The sequence below is a fragment of the Pseudomonas mandelii genome (assembly GCF_024138395.1).
Classification (GTDB): Bacteria; Pseudomonadota; Gammaproteobacteria; order Pseudomonadales; family Pseudomonadaceae; genus Aquipseudomonas; species Aquipseudomonas mandelii_E.
Genome location: NZ_JAMYDU010000023.1, coordinates 59,587 through 74,945 on the forward strand (window position 1 = coordinate 59,587; position 15,359 = coordinate 74,945).

Genomic DNA, 15,359 nt, shown 5'->3' on the forward strand with positions numbered 1-15,359 from the left:
TGTGATTCAGTGGGATTGAAGAGGGCACAGTCGTGCTTTCCAAATTTTTTGCCTTATTGATATTTCGGAAAGGAGAGCATAGGTGACAGAGTTATTTGATATTCGCTTGGCTAGCAAGCAGACAGCTTTCACTGAAATTCCAGTCATAGATATATCGTCGCTCATAAACGGCGAAAATCCACTGAAGGTGGCAAGCCAAATAGGTGAGGCATGCGAAAAGGTGGGGTTTTTTTATATAAAAAACCATGGTATTGACCAGCAGTTAATAGATGAGATGTATGCGCTTACCAAAAGTTTTTTCAAGCTTCCTTATGAGGAGAAGAACAAGCTTAATGTCGTGAATTCCGGGCTCACGCTGCGTGGTTATATACCGATGTACGCGGAAAACGTCGATCCTGCTAATACCCGCGATTTCAAAGAGTGTTTTGATTGCGGAGCTCATTATGATGAGGTCTCTCCATTCTTTGGTCCTAATCAAATGCCATCTGTACTGCCGCAATTTGAGAAGGTTGCCGAAGATTACCATTCCTCTGTATTGGCACTCGCGCGAATGCTTATTGGCGGGATCGCGCTGAGCTTGGGTTTACCACAAGATTACTTTGAAAATCTTCAGCGTAAGCCCATCACTATCCAACGGATTTTGCGTTACCCGCCCCAGATCGGAAGGATTTCCCAAGAGGAGATCGGCATTGGGGCACATACGGACTATGGTTTCTTGACGGTCCTATCCCAAGATGCAGTGGGCGGTTTGCAAGTCAGAAACCGTGCAGGGGAGTGGGTTACTGCCCCACCCGTTGAAGGCACTTTTATCGTCAACATTGGTGATTTGGTTCAAACCCTCACCAACGATCGCTACACCTCGACAATGCATCGAGTCATCAATACCAGCGGCCTGGAGCGTTATTCGATACCGTTCTTTATTGATTTGGATTTCGATGCGGTTGTTGAACCTGTGCCAACCTGCGTGAGTGAGACTTTACCCGCGAAGTATGAAGCGTACACATGTGGTGAACACAAATTTAAGCGATTTGTTGATAGCTATGCGCACCTGAAAGAAATCGAGAAGGTGTAATCACTCTTTTTCCTCATGCATGTGCAAGGGGTGGGATCTTTGGATCGTCGCTTAACCACACAAACGCTGGCTTACCTCCCAGCCAGCGTTGCAGGAGATTGACTCCGACCTTCAGGCGCCTAAAGACTTTCAGGATCCCCAAAAAACATCTGAATCCGCGACCTTAACCAGCGCTCACCCGGATCATTATCCTGCGACCCACGCCAGGCCATGTGCAACTCAAAACTACGCACCGGCAATGGCGGATCTTCAGCTCGCACACCACCCGCAGCGGTTAACGCTTCCGCTGTGTAATCAGGCACTGTCGCGACAATATCAGTCCCGCTGATCAGGGTGCTCAACCCATTGAACTGCGGCACCGCCAGCACCACATGCCGTTTGCGCCCGAGCTTTTCCAGCTCTTCATCGATAAAGCCGCTCAGATCGCCCGCGAATGAAACCAAAGCGTGGGGGCGGGCGCAGAAATCATCCAGGCTCAACGGCCCCGGCACCGTGTCGGCGCGCAACAATTTCGGCATGCTGCGGCGCAGCACTTTGCGCTTGGCGTTGGCCGGCAGGTCGGCGGTGTAGCTGACACCGATGGAGATCTCGCCCGAGGCCAGCAGGTTCGGCATCAGGATGTAGTTGGCCCGACGCACCACCAGCACGATTCCCGGCGATTCCGCGCGCAGCCGTTTGAGCAGCATCGGCAGCAGCGCGAACTCAACATCATCCGACAGGCCAATGCGGAATACCGCGGTGCTGGTCGCCGGGTCGAATTCCGCCGCACGACTGACCGCGGTGGAAATCGAATCCAGAGCCGGTGAGAGCAGGGCGAAGATTTCCACCGCTCGGGCGGAAGGCTCCATGCTGCGGCCGGTGCGCACGAACAACGGGTCATCGAACAGCCCGCGCAGGCGCGAGAGCGCCGCACTGATGGCCGGCTGGCCGAGGAACAATTTTTCCGCAGCGCGGGTCACGCTGCGTTCGTGCATCAGTGTTTCGAAAACGATCAACAGGTTCAGGTCGACACGACGCAGGTCATTACGATTCATCTGGAGTCCTGGCAGATTCAGCAAACTTGACGTGAGCGGCCATATGGGAACAATGGCCGGCATGAATCTTACGGGCAAAGGCTGGTACTCTGCACAGGGTAATTCAGTTTTTCCTGAAAGGCTGCTTCGGTTTTTACGGCATTGGATGGTGTCGCCGTCGCTGCGGAATCAATGACAGGCATGTCGACTATTAATAGCCACTGATGGTCTTGGGTAGAAAGCCCAGATAGAGTTCAGGGCATTAGAGGTTACTTTGACGAGGTTTGCGATGTCCCGCACGATTCGTTTTCACAAGTTTGGTCCAGCCGAGGTGCTCAAATGCGAAGAGCATGCGGCCGCTCTGCCTGCGCCGGGCGAAGTGCAGGTGCGCGTCGAAGCGATAGGCATCAGCTGGTACGACATTCTCTGGCGCCAGAACCTGGCCTCGTCCCATGCGCGTCTGCCTTCAGGCCTGGGCCATGAAATGGCCGGCGTGGTCACGATGGTCGGCGAAGGCGTCGATGACCTGGCCGTCGGTGACAAGGTCGCCAGCTTCCCGGCCGAAAGCCCCAACGACTACCCGGTTTACGGCGAACAGATCGTTCTGCCGCGCTCGGCGCTGACGCTCTACCCGGACGTGCTCAGCCCGATCGAAGCCAGCGTGCACTACACGCCGCTATTGATCGCTTATTTTGCCTACGCCGATCTGGCGCGAGTCAAACCGGGGCAATTTGCCCTGGTGACCGATGCCAGCCACTGCGCCGGACCGTCGTTTGTGCAACTGGGCAAAGCGCTCGGTGTGCGAGTGATTGCCGCGACTAAAACCGCGGATGAGCGTGAGTACCTGCTGTCCCTCGGCGCCGAGAAGGTCATTGTTACCGAGGAAGAAGATCTGCTCATGCGGATCAACAAAATTACCGACAACCGCGGCGTCGATGTGGTGTTCGATGGCCTTGGCGGGCCGCAGATGTCGCTGCTTGGCGATGTGCTCGCACCTCGCGGCAGCCTGGTGCTCTATGGCCTGCAAGGCGGTAACCAGACGCCATTCCCGGCCTGTGCGGCGTTCCAGAAGAACATTCAGTTCTTCGTGCACTGCATCGGTAATTTCACCGGTAAGCCGGAGCTGGGCATCATCCAGGATCAGGCCGCACTGCAACGTGCCCTGCGCGACATCAACCAGTTGACCGCGGACCGTGTGCTGCTGCCGCTCAAGACCCGCGTGTTTCCGTTTTCCGAGTTTGTCGAAGCACACCGCTATATGGACGAATGCCCATGTCGCGAACGGGTCGCCCTTCAGGTCGAGCCTGCCTGAGCCCTTCCTCCGCAAGAGTCCGTGTGAGTACGGGCTCTTCTGCTGGTAGTCACTCCCAAATGAGACGTCCCGTCGATCGGTCGGTGGGCCGGTTCAGCAACTGAACTGGTTTTTGCTCTCAATCTGTATCTTCTAATCATTATATAAGCCCTGATAATTGAATGATTAATTTCATCTCAAGGAAAGAGTCATGGCCGAGTATCAGGCTGAAACTCCTCAATGCGCGTCGGCAATATATGCTCAACAAATAATGCGGCGTCGCTCAGTTGTCTTACATTCATGGGCAACTTCTTTCTTTATTTCTTGTGCTAAGTGTCTGTGGGACGCTGTCGGAAATTTCCTAGGAAAACGCGTGGAAGCGCAAGACGCCCGCTCTGCGGGGCATCGCGCCGATCTTGATCTCCTTGGGTTACCCACAGCGGTCAATCATTTCAAATAATTACGCAATGCTTAAGTGCTAGCATTTGAATAACGGCACCGGCACTCCATTCATGACAAACAGCCTATTGCGCAATACACCTCGTTATTTGCGTGGCATTGAACTTATGAGTCACAGGTAAACAAATGATGACCGCTACCCATGATCAGGCAATGAACTATGTTTATCAGCAAATGCTGCAGCGCTTGCTGGGTTTTTTCTCTCGCGCCGAACGCACGGCATTGCAATTGATGATTCAGCGCGTGGTGATGTCCGCAGGAGGTTTGGAGCGCATCGGCGATTACAAGGTGCTGACGATCCAGTCCGGGTCCCGCGACAGTTGCTACACCCTGGCGCTGCTACGCGCGGCGCAACTGAGTATCGCCAGTCGGGCACCGGCAACGTTTCAGCTGCGAGTGGCGACCCTGCGCTTGAACGGGGTGGCCGCTACGGCCCTGGAAAACATCCATCACAGTTGTAGTGCGCTGTTTCTCTACGACGACCCCCGAGTCGAAGTGTTGATGGTCGATAATCGGGAAGTCCTGCCGTTCAACCATCTGGCGCCAATCTCTGAAGCCGGTCGCGAGTCGAACCGGCTCAATCTGTTGATGGTCGGGCACCGCCGTACCTGGGACGGGCCGCTGGATCTGTGGGATGACGGGTACCTGGCGACCGGCGAATTTTATGGGCAGATTGCCCGCTGGGACCGGGGTGTCGATGCATTGGTCAGTAGCGACACGCCCCGTCGGCAGAAGCAGTTTCTCGAGGGATTGAACCGTGCAGCAGCCAAGGCCGGGCTCAAGGCAGCGGGCTGTCATGAAACAGGTTACGAGGGCCTGTTCGCGCGGCTCGATGAATTGGGCAGCGATTGCTATCGCGAGTTTTATCCGGAGTCTGCCCAGGCGGCGTGGCGTCCCGCCGAGCATTTTGAAGAATGTCGCCGCGCGACTTTCATCGATATTCACGACATGCTGGTCAGCAATCTGGAAGAGCGCTGGCCAGTGCTCACCGATTTCCTCGGGTTTCAACCAGACGAGTTGTCGGCTCAGCTCAGTGATAACGACTACGTCAGCCTGTCGATATCCGCCCATCTTCGTGGCTTGCAGGCATGCTTTGTACAGGGTCTCACTTACGAGACGGGCATCGGCGAGTACCTGCAGCGGGCGCTGGTGATGATGCGTCGTAAACAAGTGCCAGAGCGCTTTTGCGAACAGGCCATGGAGACGTTCGGCAACCCGATGACCATGACTGACCAGCGTGCATTGACGACGGCCGAGGCACAAAGGAACCTCGGTTTGAGCGAGGCTCAACTGGTGTGTCTGCTGTTCGCCCCTTTTGTCGATAACGGCGCGGCGCTCGAGCATTTTCTTCGCCGGTGCCATCCCGGCATGCTCGTGGCGTTGCCCGACTTGCACCGGGCGATGCAGGGCGGCCCGGCGCCCGAGCAGGTTCTGCAATGGATGGTCGATGTCAGCGGGTTGCCCGTCAGTCTGATCGGTACGCTTTACCGCATGGGGCCAGTGATTCGGGATGAGGGCCGGGGTGCTGTTGCGCAAAGCGGCGAGGAGGGCGTGCAAGCTGAAGTTTTGGAACCCGACAGTGAAACCACCGTGGCGGACGAATGGTCGACGGGGCGGTGAAAGGGCCAGGTTTGACGGATTCGGCAAGGATGCGTCACGACGTTCGTAGCTTATTCGGCCGTTACCCATGAAAGGACCACGAGATACCGATTTTGCGTACCAGGCGGTGTACCGTTACCTGACTAATCTGATCAATGAACCGGGCAGTGACGTGCAAGTGCGCCTGCCCTCATTGCGACAGTTGGCGCACCGCCTGAATGTGTCGATCTCGACCATTCAATACGCCTATTCGTTGTTGGAGAAGGAAGGGCGCGTCTATTCAGTGGCCAAGTCCGGTTACTACGCACTCCCCGTGTCCTCAATCGGCATGCCCGGCAGGGGCAAGGACCTGCTCGAAACGGTTTATGTCAACGCCAGGCGTCCCGGCATGCTGGTGCTGAGCGCCGATGAGCCGGCGTTATTGCAACCGCTGGATAGCCCGTTGCTGTTGCTGGAGAGAGAACTGCTGCGCCAGTATCCGCGCCAGCCGCAACCGTCTTCGCAACCCTGCGGCGAGCTGGAATTGCGCACAGCCTTGGCGGCGCGCTACACCACTTCGCCGACCCGTTGCTGGCATGCCGATGATGTGTATATCGGTGCAGATCTGCGGGGAGTCCTGGAAATATTAATCGCCGTCCTTGGCCTCAAAGACGCTGTGGTGGTGGTCGAATCACCGTGCGACTGGGTCATTCTGCGTCTCTTCCAGGATGCGGATGTGCAGGTGATCGAGCTGCCGTTGCAAGCCGATGGTGGTCTGGATCTGGATCAGTTGAAGGAACTGCTTGAGACCAGGCAGGTGCGACTGGTGATGCTTTCATCGGGGCTGAACATGCCACGGGGCAGTGTGGCGACTGACAGCAACAGGCAATCCGCCGCACAGCTGCTGAAACGACATGGCAGTTGGGTATTGGAAAACGATTGCTATGGCGAGCTTGAATTCGAGCCGAATGGCCTGCGATTTCGCGATCTGCTGGACCCGGATCGGCTGATCGTGTTTTCCACATTCGAGAAATTCATCGGGTCTGAGGCGCCCTTCGGCTATCTGCTGTCGCGACAATTGCGTGCCAGATTGCAGCGGCACTTTTTGCTGCGCGCTTTCCGTTTGTCGTTGATTCGTCAGAAAGCCATTGCGCGGCTGTACAGCAACGGACGCATCGACCAGCACCTGCTGGTACTGCGTCGACTGCTCAAGGAACGCATGGTGCAAATGACCCAGTTACTTGAAGAGCGTTTGCCCGATGCGCTGCACTTCATCGAGCCTCAGGGCGGGGCGACGATCTGGATCCGCTCGTTGCGCCAGGTCGATGTGCCTCGAGTGTTCGAGCGTTTGCTCAAGCAGCATGTGGTGATTGCGCCGGGAGAATTGTTCAGCTTGCAGGGCTTGCACGGGCAGCATTTGCGCCTGAGTCACGCCTTCGGTGGTCACCACGACCTCGCCGACGCACTGGGACTATTGGGGGATGCCTTGCGCTTGGAATCGCTCGACTGAGCCTTGGTGCAAACTCATCCTCGGAACCTGACAATCGATAACGTCGCGCCAAGGGCAAACTGTCAGTAAACTGCGTTCTATTCCCGAACCACTCTTTCTCAGAGGTTTTGCATGACACTCAGTCCTTTTGCGGGCAAACCGGCACCGGCAGAACTGTTGGTCGACATCCCGCGACTGGTAACGGCCTATTACACCGGCCAGCCCGATGCAGCCATTTCTACCCAGCGCGTCGCCTTCGGCACGTCCGGACACCGAGGTAGCTCGTTCGAACTGAGTTTCAACGAATGGCACGTTCTGGCCATCAGCCAGGCAATCTGCCTGTACCGCGAAGCCCAAGGCATTGACGGTCCACTGTTCGTCGGCATCGACACCCATGCGCTGTCCACGCCGGCCGGTGCCAGTGCCCTGGAAGTTTTGGCGGCGAATGGCGTGACGGTGATGATCGCCGAAGGCGACGAGTACACGCCGACGCCGGCCATTTCCCACGCGATTCTTTGCTACAACCGAGGGCGCACTTCTGGCCTGGCAGACGGCATCGTCATCACTCCGTCCCATAACCCGCCACAAAGCGGTGGTTACAAGTACAACCCTACCAATGGTGGTCCGGCCGATACCCACATCACCAAGTGGATTGAAGCCAAGGCCAACGAGCTGTTGGCGGCCAAACTCGCTGGCGTCAAACGCATCAGCTACGAGCAGGCGCTGAAGGCCAGCACCACCCATCGTCACGATTACCTCAACACCTATGTCGCTGACCTGATCAACGTGATCGACTTCGATGCCATCCGCGATGCGAAGCTGCGTCTGGGTGTCGATCCGCTGGGCGGAGCAGGGGTGCGCTACTGGTCGGCGATTGCCGAACACTATCGCCTGGACCTGGAAGTGGTGAATAAAGAAGTTGATGCGACATTCCGTTTCATGACCGTCGACTGGGACGGGCAGATCCGCATGGACCCATCGTCCAGCCACGCCATGCAAGGTCTGATCGGTCTGAAAGAGCGTTTTGACGTGGCCTTTGCCTGTGACCCGGATCACGACCGCCATGGCATCGTGACCCCGTCCGGTGGTTTGCTGGCACCCAACAACTACCTCGCGGTAACGATCGATTACCTGTTCCAGAACCGTCCACAGTGGCGCGCCGATGCGGCCGTGGGCAAAACCGTGGTCAGCAGCGGCTTGATCGATCGCGTTGCCAAGCGTCTGGGCCGTCGCCTGTACGAAGTGCCGGTTGGCTTCAAATGGTTTGCGGATGGTCTGTTCGACGGTTCCCTCGGTTTTGGCGGTGAAGAAAGCGCCGGCGCCTCGTTCCTGCGCAAGGACGGCAGTGTCTGGTGCACCGACAAGGACGGGTTGATTCCGGCATTGCTGGCCGCCGAGATGACTGCTCGCACGGGCCGCGACCCTGGCCAGGCCTATCGCGCGCTGACCGATGAACTGGGCGAACCGTTTTCGGTACGGGTCGATGCCAAGGCGAACCCTGAGCAGAAAGCGCTGCTGAGCAAATTGTCGCCGGATCAGGTCACCTCGACTCAACTGGCGGGCGAAGCGATCCAGAGCATCCTCAGCCACGCACCGGGCAACGACCAGGCCATTGGCGGTCTGAAAGTCATGACCGAAAACGGCTGGTTCGCGGCGCGGCCGTCGGGTACTGAGGATATCTACAAGATCTACGCGGAAAGCTTTGTCAGTGACGATCACCTCAAGCAGTTGGTGGCAGAGGCTCAGACCTTGGTGGATGGCGCAATTTCCGCGAAGTGATTGAGGGCCCCTTCGCGGGCAAGCCTCGCTCCTACAGGTCCGCGTCGTTCACGCCAGGGCGGTACACGCCGCCCCTGTAGGAGCGAGGCTTGCCCGCGAAGGCGTCGGTACAGTCACCCAGAATTTCTGCCAAAAAAAGGGGCAACCATCAACGGTCGCCCCTTTTTTTTTGTCCCGCATTTACCCCATCAAGCTACATCCACCAACACAATCTCACTGTCCTCAATCGCGGTCACGCGCAGCACCTGCTCATCGGCAACTGCAACACCGTCTCGAGCTTGTGCACGCAAGCCATTGACTTCAATGACCCCGGTGGCTGGAACCAGATAAGCACGACGGCCACTGTCCAGGTGATACTCCGCAGACTCACCGGCCTTCAGGTTCGCCGCCACCAGACGCGCATCGGCGCGAATGTGCAGGCTTTGATCGTCGCCGGCCTTGCCGCTGGCCAGGGTCACGAAACCTTCGCGCTGGCCTTTGGGGAACGGCTTGGCACCCCACGACGGGGCCGACCCCACTTCGTTGGGGATGATCCAGATCTGAAAGATCCGGGTCTCGGTCGCTTCCAGGTTGTACTCGCTGTGAGCGATCCCGGTGCCGGCGCTCATGACCTGCACATCACCCGCTTCGGTGCGGCCCTTGTTACCAAGGTTGTCTTGGTGGGTAATCGCGCCTTCACGCACATAGGTGATGATTTCCATGTCGCGGTGCGGGTGTTGCGGGAACCCGGTGCCGGCGGCAATCACGTCATCGTTCCACACCCGCAGGTTGCCCCAGTTCATGCGTTTGGGGTCGTGGTACTCGGCGAACGAAAAGTGGTGATGGGCATCCAACCAGCCGTGGTGCGCGCCACCCAGCGAGTTGAAAGGTCTGAGTTCAAGCATGATCGTCTCCTGAAAAGGTTCGTCATGGGGCTGAACGCCTAAGCCACAAACGAGAACCGGTGGTTGATGGCGAGCATCATCCATCAGGCATCAATCGATAAAAAGCGTAAAAAATGCCTCAATACAATCGAATTAGCTGATATCAAATAACCTCGAAACATTCTCACCCAGCCTTCACTTCATCGCATAAGCCAATGACCTGTAAGCATTTCACTAGAACTCAACGGTAAATGCAGACACCATAGCCTTCAACAGCCTCACACCCTGGAGTCCGTCAGCGTGCCGCAACACACCCCCGATCTTCCTCCCGAACTTCGTCCCTTGGCCGAGATGCCTTTGTTCAAGCGCCTGGCCGCCCGGTTCTTTGGCCACGGCCTTACCCGTCTGCGCGCGCAACATCGGGCCTCTTGGCTGCACGGGCAAGCCGACGGTTTTCGCAGCGGCCACAGCGCCGGTGTGGAGTACGGCTATAAGGAAGGCAAACTCGAGGGGCTGGAGGAAGGTCGGCAGGTTCTGTTGATTCGCGACTCGCGCTCGACCGAGCATCGACCGCCCAACGTCGATGACAATCTGTTCGACGATTGGCGCCTGCCATTGAGTGCTGAGCTGAAGAAGCGCATGAAGGCCGACGTGGCGCGATTGCTGCCGGCGCATGCCCAGCCGAGTGCTGCCCAATGGAAGATGATTTTCAGCGACACACCCTCGACCTCGGTGATCGCCGGGGCGGGCGCGGGTAAATCGACTACCCTGGTGCTGCGAATTCTGCTGCTCAGTCATTACCTGGGGTTTGAGTTGAGCTCGATGACCGTGGTGACCTTTACCCGCGAATCGCGCAAAGACTTCATCAACAAGCTGATCGAGCTGTTTGCCGTCTGGGGTCGGGGAATCAGCCTTAAAGAAGCGCGCGATCTGGTGCGCACGTTCCATTCGCGCATCCTGCCGATGGTTCGCAGCCTGCCGGGTTTCGAGCGGCTGCAAGCTTTCGAAAACCTAAGTCACCGTGTGCAAAGCGGCGATGAGGAGGTCGACAGCAACCCCTTCGACCTGCGCATCAACGACGCTCAGCGCCAGCAACTCAACGCCTGTTATCACAGCCTGCACACCCGCGATGAGCGCTTTCGCGAACTGATCAAGCCGTTGTCTCGTCACGCCTTGCAGCTCAAGGAGCTGGAGCGTGATCACCCGGACGTGCAGAAGCGCATGGCGGTGACTGAACTCGCCGCCAAGCGCGATGAAGAACTGTGCGACACCATCGAAGACTTGTGGTTTCGCGCCGGCGCCTGGCCGATCAAGGGCATCGAACCGAATCGTCAGACCTTCGACATCAACGGCTCGACCTTTCATTGCCACGGCTATATTCCGACACTCGACGCCTGGGTGGTGCTGGGTTTCGACCCCCGGGAAAATCCCCAGGTCAGCCGTCCGAACGCCAAGCTTTCAGTGCGCGCAGAATGGGCGGTAAAGCGCACCCTGTTTCAAGCTTTCTGTCGTAAGCCTTTGATATGGCTAGACAGTTATGAATCTTCAAAACGTGTTTTGGCCTCCCTTGCCGGAGACGCCAGCGCCGGGCCGGGTTTCGATTACAAGGTCAAGGGTGAGCTCGGTTCCGCGCCGTTGCTGGACTGTTTTGTCGCGGCGGCCGGATTTATCGAAAACCTCGGCCTGGATGTGCCGAATGCTGTGGGCCAGATGAGTTTCGCCAAGGATGATCCGGACCGTTTTTTCTTCGAGGCTCTGAGTCTGTTCTGGCGAGCCCTGGAAGATCATCTGCTGGATCAATCGCCACCGGTGATGACCTATAACCGGATGTTCTCCTTGTTCAGTGAACATTCGCCGGAGAACCTCAAGCTGCTGAGCGATGAGCTTCTCAGGCCGATGTCGCACTTGATGATCGACGAGTTTCAGGACGTGTCGCCGCAGATCGTTTCGTGGATTCGCGCCAGCCTGGCGGAGATCCGCAGTCGCGGACCGGCCATGCATGTGGGGCGCGGCGCGCAACGTTCGTCATTGCTTTGTGTCGGTGATGACTGGCAGTCCATCTATGGCTGGCGCGGCAGCTCGCCGACTTACTTCATGGAGTTCAACAAGGAGTTCCCGTCGCCGAGCACGACCAAAGTGATGCTCAGCGACAATTACCGCAGCCATCAACACATCATCGACGCGGCGGAGCACATCGTCCGCGCGGCTCCGGCGATCGCTGGCAAGAAGGCCAAGGCCAGCGGTGAATCCAAGGCACTGCTGCCGGTGAATGTGCTAGATCGGGATGACCAGGGCATGGCCCAGCGCCTGATCGAGCACTACAGAAAAGGCGATTCAATCTTGATGCTTTATCGAAAAAGTAGCGATAAGTCGTTGATTGAAGAACATATTCAGTCTGTAGTTAATGTGGATTCTAGCTTGCCTTACGACGCTCGACGGCTCAAACAATTGACCTATCACAGCGCCAAGGGCCTGCAGGCTGATGCGGTATTTCTGCTGGGCGATTGCCAGCACCTGACCAGTTCACCCTACAAGAACCAGGTCTATCGCATGGCCGGCCTGGGCAAGGCTGGCGACAGTGAAGCTTACGACAGCGCACAGAAAGACGAGATTCTGCGACTGGCTTACGTGGGCATCACCCGGGCAGTCAGCCATTGCTACTGGTATGTCGATGGCCAGGATACCTCGGCTGCGAATATGCCCAAGGCCTCCGACCGGATCGGCAAGGGCAAGGCGTTCTTCGCGGATCACCGTCAAGGAAAAGTCTCTGCCTGACGCTGAGCGCTGCGCATTCAAGCGCGAGCAAGCTCGCTCGCCACAGAGACAGTACCGACTGGCTGTGAAAAGTTGCGGGGGGCGCAATCCCGGCCTATGGTCCAAGGCGAGGCTTTGCTTGCGACTCGCGCGCAATGATTCGCCGCAGGTCGCTGTCCATCCAATGCGGATACATGCAGCGAGGTGACGACATGCCGAACGACTCCCGTCCCGCCGTGCTCGAACTGATCGGTAATACGCCGCTGGTGCGTGTCAGCCGCTTCGATACCGGCCCGTGCACGCTGTTTCTCAAACTCGAATCGCAGAACCCCGGCGGCTCGATCAAGGATCGCATCGGTCTGGCGATGATCGACGCCGCCGAGCGCGATGGCCGCCTGCGCCCCGGTGGCACCATCGTCGAGGCCACTGCTGGCAACACCGGTCTGGGCCTGGCCCTGGTCGGCCGGGCCAAGGGTTATCGGGTGGTATTGGTGGTGCCGGACAAGATGTCCACCGAGAAAGTCCTGCACCTCAAGGCCATGGGCGCCGAAGTGCACATCACTCGCTCCGACGTCGGCAAGGGCCATCCCGAATATTATCAGGACGTCGCGGCGCGGTTGGCGCAGGAAATTCCCGACGCCTTCTTCGCCGATCAATTCAACAACCCGGCCAACCCGCTGGCCCACGAGTGCAGTACCGCCCCCGAGATCTGGGCGCAGACTCAGCATGATGTGGATGCCATCGTTGTCGGCGTCGGTTCGGCCGGCACGCTGACCGGGCTGACCCGTTTCTTTCAGCGCGTACAACCGAATCTGGAAATGGTGCTGGCCGATCCGGTCGGCTCGGTGATGGCCGAATACAGCCGCAGCGGCACTTTTGGCATACCCGGTTCCTGGGCGGTGGAGGGCATTGGCGAAGACTTCATTCCGTCGATTGCCGACCTGTCCAGCGTGCGCAAGGCTTACTCCATCAGCGACGAGGAAAGCTTCGATCACGCCCGCCAACTGCTGCGCGCCGAAGGCATTCTCGGCGGCTCTTCGACCGGCACATTGCTCGCTGCGGCATTGCGTTACTGCCGCGAACAAACCGAGCCGAAGCGGGTGGTCAGTTTCGTCTGCGACACCGGCACCCGCTACCTGTCGAAGGTCTACAACGACCAGTGGATGAACGATCAGGGGCTGCTTGCGCGCAAGCGTTATGGTGATTTGCGTGACCTGATCGCGCGACGTTTCGAGGATGGTCGGGTGGTCAGCGTGGGGCCGGACGACACTTTGCTCACCGCCTTCCAACGCATGCGCCTGGCGGATGTGTCGCAACTGCCGGTGCTGGTGGACCGGCAGCGGCTGGTCGGGGTGATCGACGAGTCCGATATCCTGCTTGGCGTGCATGAAGACGCTTCGCACTTCCGTATGCCGGTGAGCAGTGCGATGACTGACAAGCTGGAAATCCTGCCGCCCGGCGCCAGTCTGGCCGAACTGGAGGCGAAGCTCGACCGTGGATTGGTGGCGATGATCGCCGACGACTCGGGTTTCCACGGGCTGATTACCCGCGTCGACATGCTCAATTACTTGCGGAGATCCCTTGCATGAGTCAGCACGATGAAACCACTAAACCCCGCGCGTTCGCCACCCGCGTGATCCATGCCGGACAGACGCCGGACCCGTCCACCGGGGCGCTGATGCCGCCGATTTACGCCAACTCCACGTACCTGCAACAGAGCCCGGGTGTGCACAAGGGCTTCGATTACGGGCGTTCGCACAACCCGACGCGCTTTGCGTTGGAGCGTTGTGTCGCGGACCTCGAAGGCGGTACCCAGGCCTTCGCCTTCGCTTCCGGGCTGGCGGCGATCGCCAACGTGCTCGAACTGCTCGACGCCGGCGCCCACATCGTCTCCGGCAATGACTTGTATGGCGGTACATTTCGGCTGTTCGACAAGGTGCGCCGGCGCAGTGCCGGGCATCGCTTCAGTTTTGTTGATCTGACTGATCTGGCGGCTTTCGAAGCGGCGCTGCAGGACGACACGCGGATGGTCTGGGTCGAGACGCCGAGCAATCCTTTGCTGAGCCTCACTGACCTCGCCGCCGTTGCGCGCACCTGTCGCGAGCGAGGCATCATTTGTGTGGCCGACAACACCTTCGCCAGCCCTTGGATACAGCGCCCGCTGGAGTTGGGTTTCGATATCGTGCTGCACTCGACGACCAAGTACCTGAACGGTCACTCCGACGTGATCGGCGGCATCGCAGTGGTCGGGCAGAATGCGGAGCTGGCCGAGCGGCTGGGTTTCCTGCAGAACGCGGTGGGGGCTATCGCCGGGCCTTTCGACGCTTTTCTCACGTTGCGTGGGGTGAAGACTCTGGCGCTGCGCATGGAGCGCCATTGCAGCAACGCACTGGAGCTGGCGCAATGGCTGGAGCGTCAGCCGCAGGTGGCGCGTGTCTATTATCCGGGCCTGCCATCGCACCCGCAGCACGAACTGGCGCGACGGCAGATGCGTGGATTCGGCGGGATGATTTCCCTCGACCTGAACTGCGACCTGGCTGGCGCCAAGCGCTTCCTTGAAAATGTGCGGATCTTCGCCCTGGCCGAGAGCCTGGGCGGGGTGGAAAGCCTGATCGAGCACCCGGCGATCATGACCCATGCCAGCATCCCCGTCGAAACCCGGGCGCAACTCGGCATCGGCGATGCGCTGGTGCGTTTGTCAGTGGGGGTGGAGGATGTCGAAGACCTGCGCGCCGATCTGGCGCAGGCGCTGTTGAAGGTCGGTTAAACGTTTAAGCCGCGACGCAGACTTTGTAGCAGCTGCCGAGCCCGCGAGGCTGCGTTCGGCTGCGAAGCAGTCGTGAGTCCGGCCGACGCGGTCTGTCTGACATATCGCAATTGCTGAGTTTGCGACGGCTTCGCCGCCGAACGCAGCCTCGCGGGCTCGGCAGCTGCTACAGATAGAAAAAGCCCGCTCATGGTTCGAGCGGGCTTTTTTTTCGAGTATGTCTCGTCCTGAATAAGGTTTACACCTTCTGACTTCTTATCAGGAAGGTGCAATGGATACGGGCGCAAAACGCAG

The 15,359-nt window shown here is 58.4% G+C and carries 11 protein-coding genes; 8 read left to right on the forward strand and 3 right to left on the reverse strand.

What is annotated here, in order from left to right; translation table 11 throughout:
* The first annotated feature begins 82 nt into the window (after positions 1–82).
* Positions 83–1,072, forward strand: coding sequence for an isopenicillin N synthase family dioxygenase (locus NHU87_RS23860; protein ID WP_253552941.1), 990 nt, complete (start codon positions 83–85; stop codon positions 1,070–1,072).
* 119 nt (positions 1,073–1,191) lie between these two features.
* Here the strand turns inward: NHU87_RS23860 and NHU87_RS23865 are convergent, their stop codons facing one another.
* Entirely contained in the window at positions 1,192–2,106 is a 915-nt protein-coding gene (locus NHU87_RS23865) for a LysR family transcriptional regulator (RefSeq protein ID WP_095129803.1), read from the reverse strand.
* Between the two features lie 268 nt (positions 2,107–2,374).
* Here NHU87_RS23865 and NHU87_RS23870 point away from each other — a divergent pair, with 268 nt between their 5' ends.
* The 4 genes from NHU87_RS23870 to pgm all read left to right on the forward strand — a co-directional run bounded on the left by NHU87_RS23870 (position 2,375) and on the right by pgm (position 8,681).
* Positions 2,375–3,397, forward strand: a complete 1,023-nt coding sequence (locus NHU87_RS23870; RefSeq protein ID WP_253552943.1) for a zinc-dependent alcohol dehydrogenase family protein — start codon at positions 2,375–2,377, stop codon at positions 3,395–3,397.
* A gap of 567 nt (positions 3,398–3,964) precedes the next feature.
* Positions 3,965–5,455 (forward strand): hypothetical protein, encoded by a 1,491-nt coding sequence (locus tag NHU87_RS23875; protein ID WP_253552966.1) that lies wholly within the window; start codon positions 3,965–3,967, stop codon positions 5,453–5,455.
* A gap of 67 nt (positions 5,456–5,522) precedes the next feature.
* Positions 5,523–6,923 carry a PLP-dependent aminotransferase family protein gene (locus NHU87_RS23880; RefSeq protein WP_253552945.1) on the forward strand — a complete coding sequence of 467 codons (1,401 nt, stop codon included), beginning with the start codon at positions 5,523–5,525 and terminating at the stop codon, positions 6,921–6,923.
* A gap of 111 nt (positions 6,924–7,034) precedes the next feature.
* Complete coding sequence (pgm, locus tag NHU87_RS23885; protein ID WP_253552947.1) at positions 7,035–8,681, forward strand: phosphoglucomutase (alpha-D-glucose-1,6-bisphosphate-dependent); 1,647 nt, start codon at positions 7,035–7,037, stop codon at positions 8,679–8,681.
* 188 nt (positions 8,682–8,869) lie between these two features.
* Here pgm and NHU87_RS23890 read toward each other — a convergent pair whose 3' ends face one another.
* Positions 8,870–9,565 carry a pirin family protein gene (locus NHU87_RS23890; protein WP_253552949.1) on the reverse strand — a complete coding sequence of 232 codons (696 nt, stop codon included), beginning with the start codon at positions 9,563–9,565 and terminating at the stop codon, positions 8,870–8,872.
* Between the two features lie 279 nt (positions 9,566–9,844).
* Here NHU87_RS23890 and NHU87_RS23895 point away from each other — a divergent pair, with 279 nt between their 5' ends.
* The 3 genes from NHU87_RS23895 to NHU87_RS23905 all read left to right on the forward strand — a co-directional run bounded on the left by NHU87_RS23895 (position 9,845) and on the right by NHU87_RS23905 (position 15,065).
* Entirely contained in the window at positions 9,845–12,319 is a 2,475-nt protein-coding gene (locus tag NHU87_RS23895) for a UvrD-helicase domain-containing protein (RefSeq protein WP_253552951.1), read from the forward strand.
* 191 nt (positions 12,320–12,510) lie between these two features.
* Complete coding sequence (locus tag NHU87_RS23900) at positions 12,511–13,887, forward strand: pyridoxal-phosphate dependent enzyme (protein ID WP_253552954.1); 1,377 nt, start codon at positions 12,511–12,513, stop codon at positions 13,885–13,887.
* Positions 13,884–15,065 carry a cystathionine gamma-synthase gene (locus tag NHU87_RS23905; RefSeq protein WP_253552956.1) on the forward strand — a complete coding sequence of 394 codons (1,182 nt, stop codon included), beginning with the start codon at positions 13,884–13,886 and terminating at the stop codon, positions 15,063–15,065. Before NHU87_RS23900 ends, NHU87_RS23905 begins: the two co-directional genes overlap by 4 nt.
* On the opposite strand, the gene NHU87_RS23910 is transcribed toward NHU87_RS23905, so the two are convergent.
* Positions 15,062–15,359, reverse strand: a 298-nt coding sequence (locus NHU87_RS23910) for a hypothetical protein (RefSeq protein WP_253552959.1), incomplete at its 5' end; no start/stop codon positions are given. The two genes, NHU87_RS23905 and NHU87_RS23910, sit on opposite strands and share 4 nt — an antisense overlap.

Bases quoted from the DNA above. Each gene is read 5' to 3' on its own strand.
- NHU87_RS23865 (WP_095129803.1), bottom strand. From the start codon at position 2,106: ATGAATCGTAATGACCTGCGTCGTGTCGACCTGAACCTGTTGATCGTT.
- NHU87_RS23870 (WP_253552943.1), top strand. From the start codon at position 2,375: ATGTCCCGCACGATTCGTTTTCACAAGTTTGGTCCAGCCGAGGTGCTC.
- NHU87_RS23875 (WP_253552966.1), top strand. From the start codon at position 3,965: ATGACCGCTACCCATGATCAGGCAATGAACTATGTTTATCAGCAAATG.
- NHU87_RS23880 (WP_253552945.1), top strand. From the start codon at position 5,523: ATGAAAGGACCACGAGATACCGATTTTGCGTACCAGGCGGTGTACCGT.
- pgm (WP_253552947.1), top strand. From the start codon at position 7,035: ATGACACTCAGTCCTTTTGCGGGCAAACCGGCACCGGCAGAACTGTTG.
- NHU87_RS23890 (WP_253552949.1), bottom strand. From the start codon at position 9,565: ATGCTTGAACTCAGACCTTTCAACTCGCTGGGTGGCGCGCACCACGGC.
- NHU87_RS23900 (WP_253552954.1), top strand. From the start codon at position 12,511: ATGCCGAACGACTCCCGTCCCGCCGTGCTCGAACTGATCGGTAATACG.
- NHU87_RS23905 (WP_253552956.1), top strand. From the start codon at position 13,884: ATGAGTCAGCACGATGAAACCACTAAACCCCGCGCGTTCGCCACCCGC.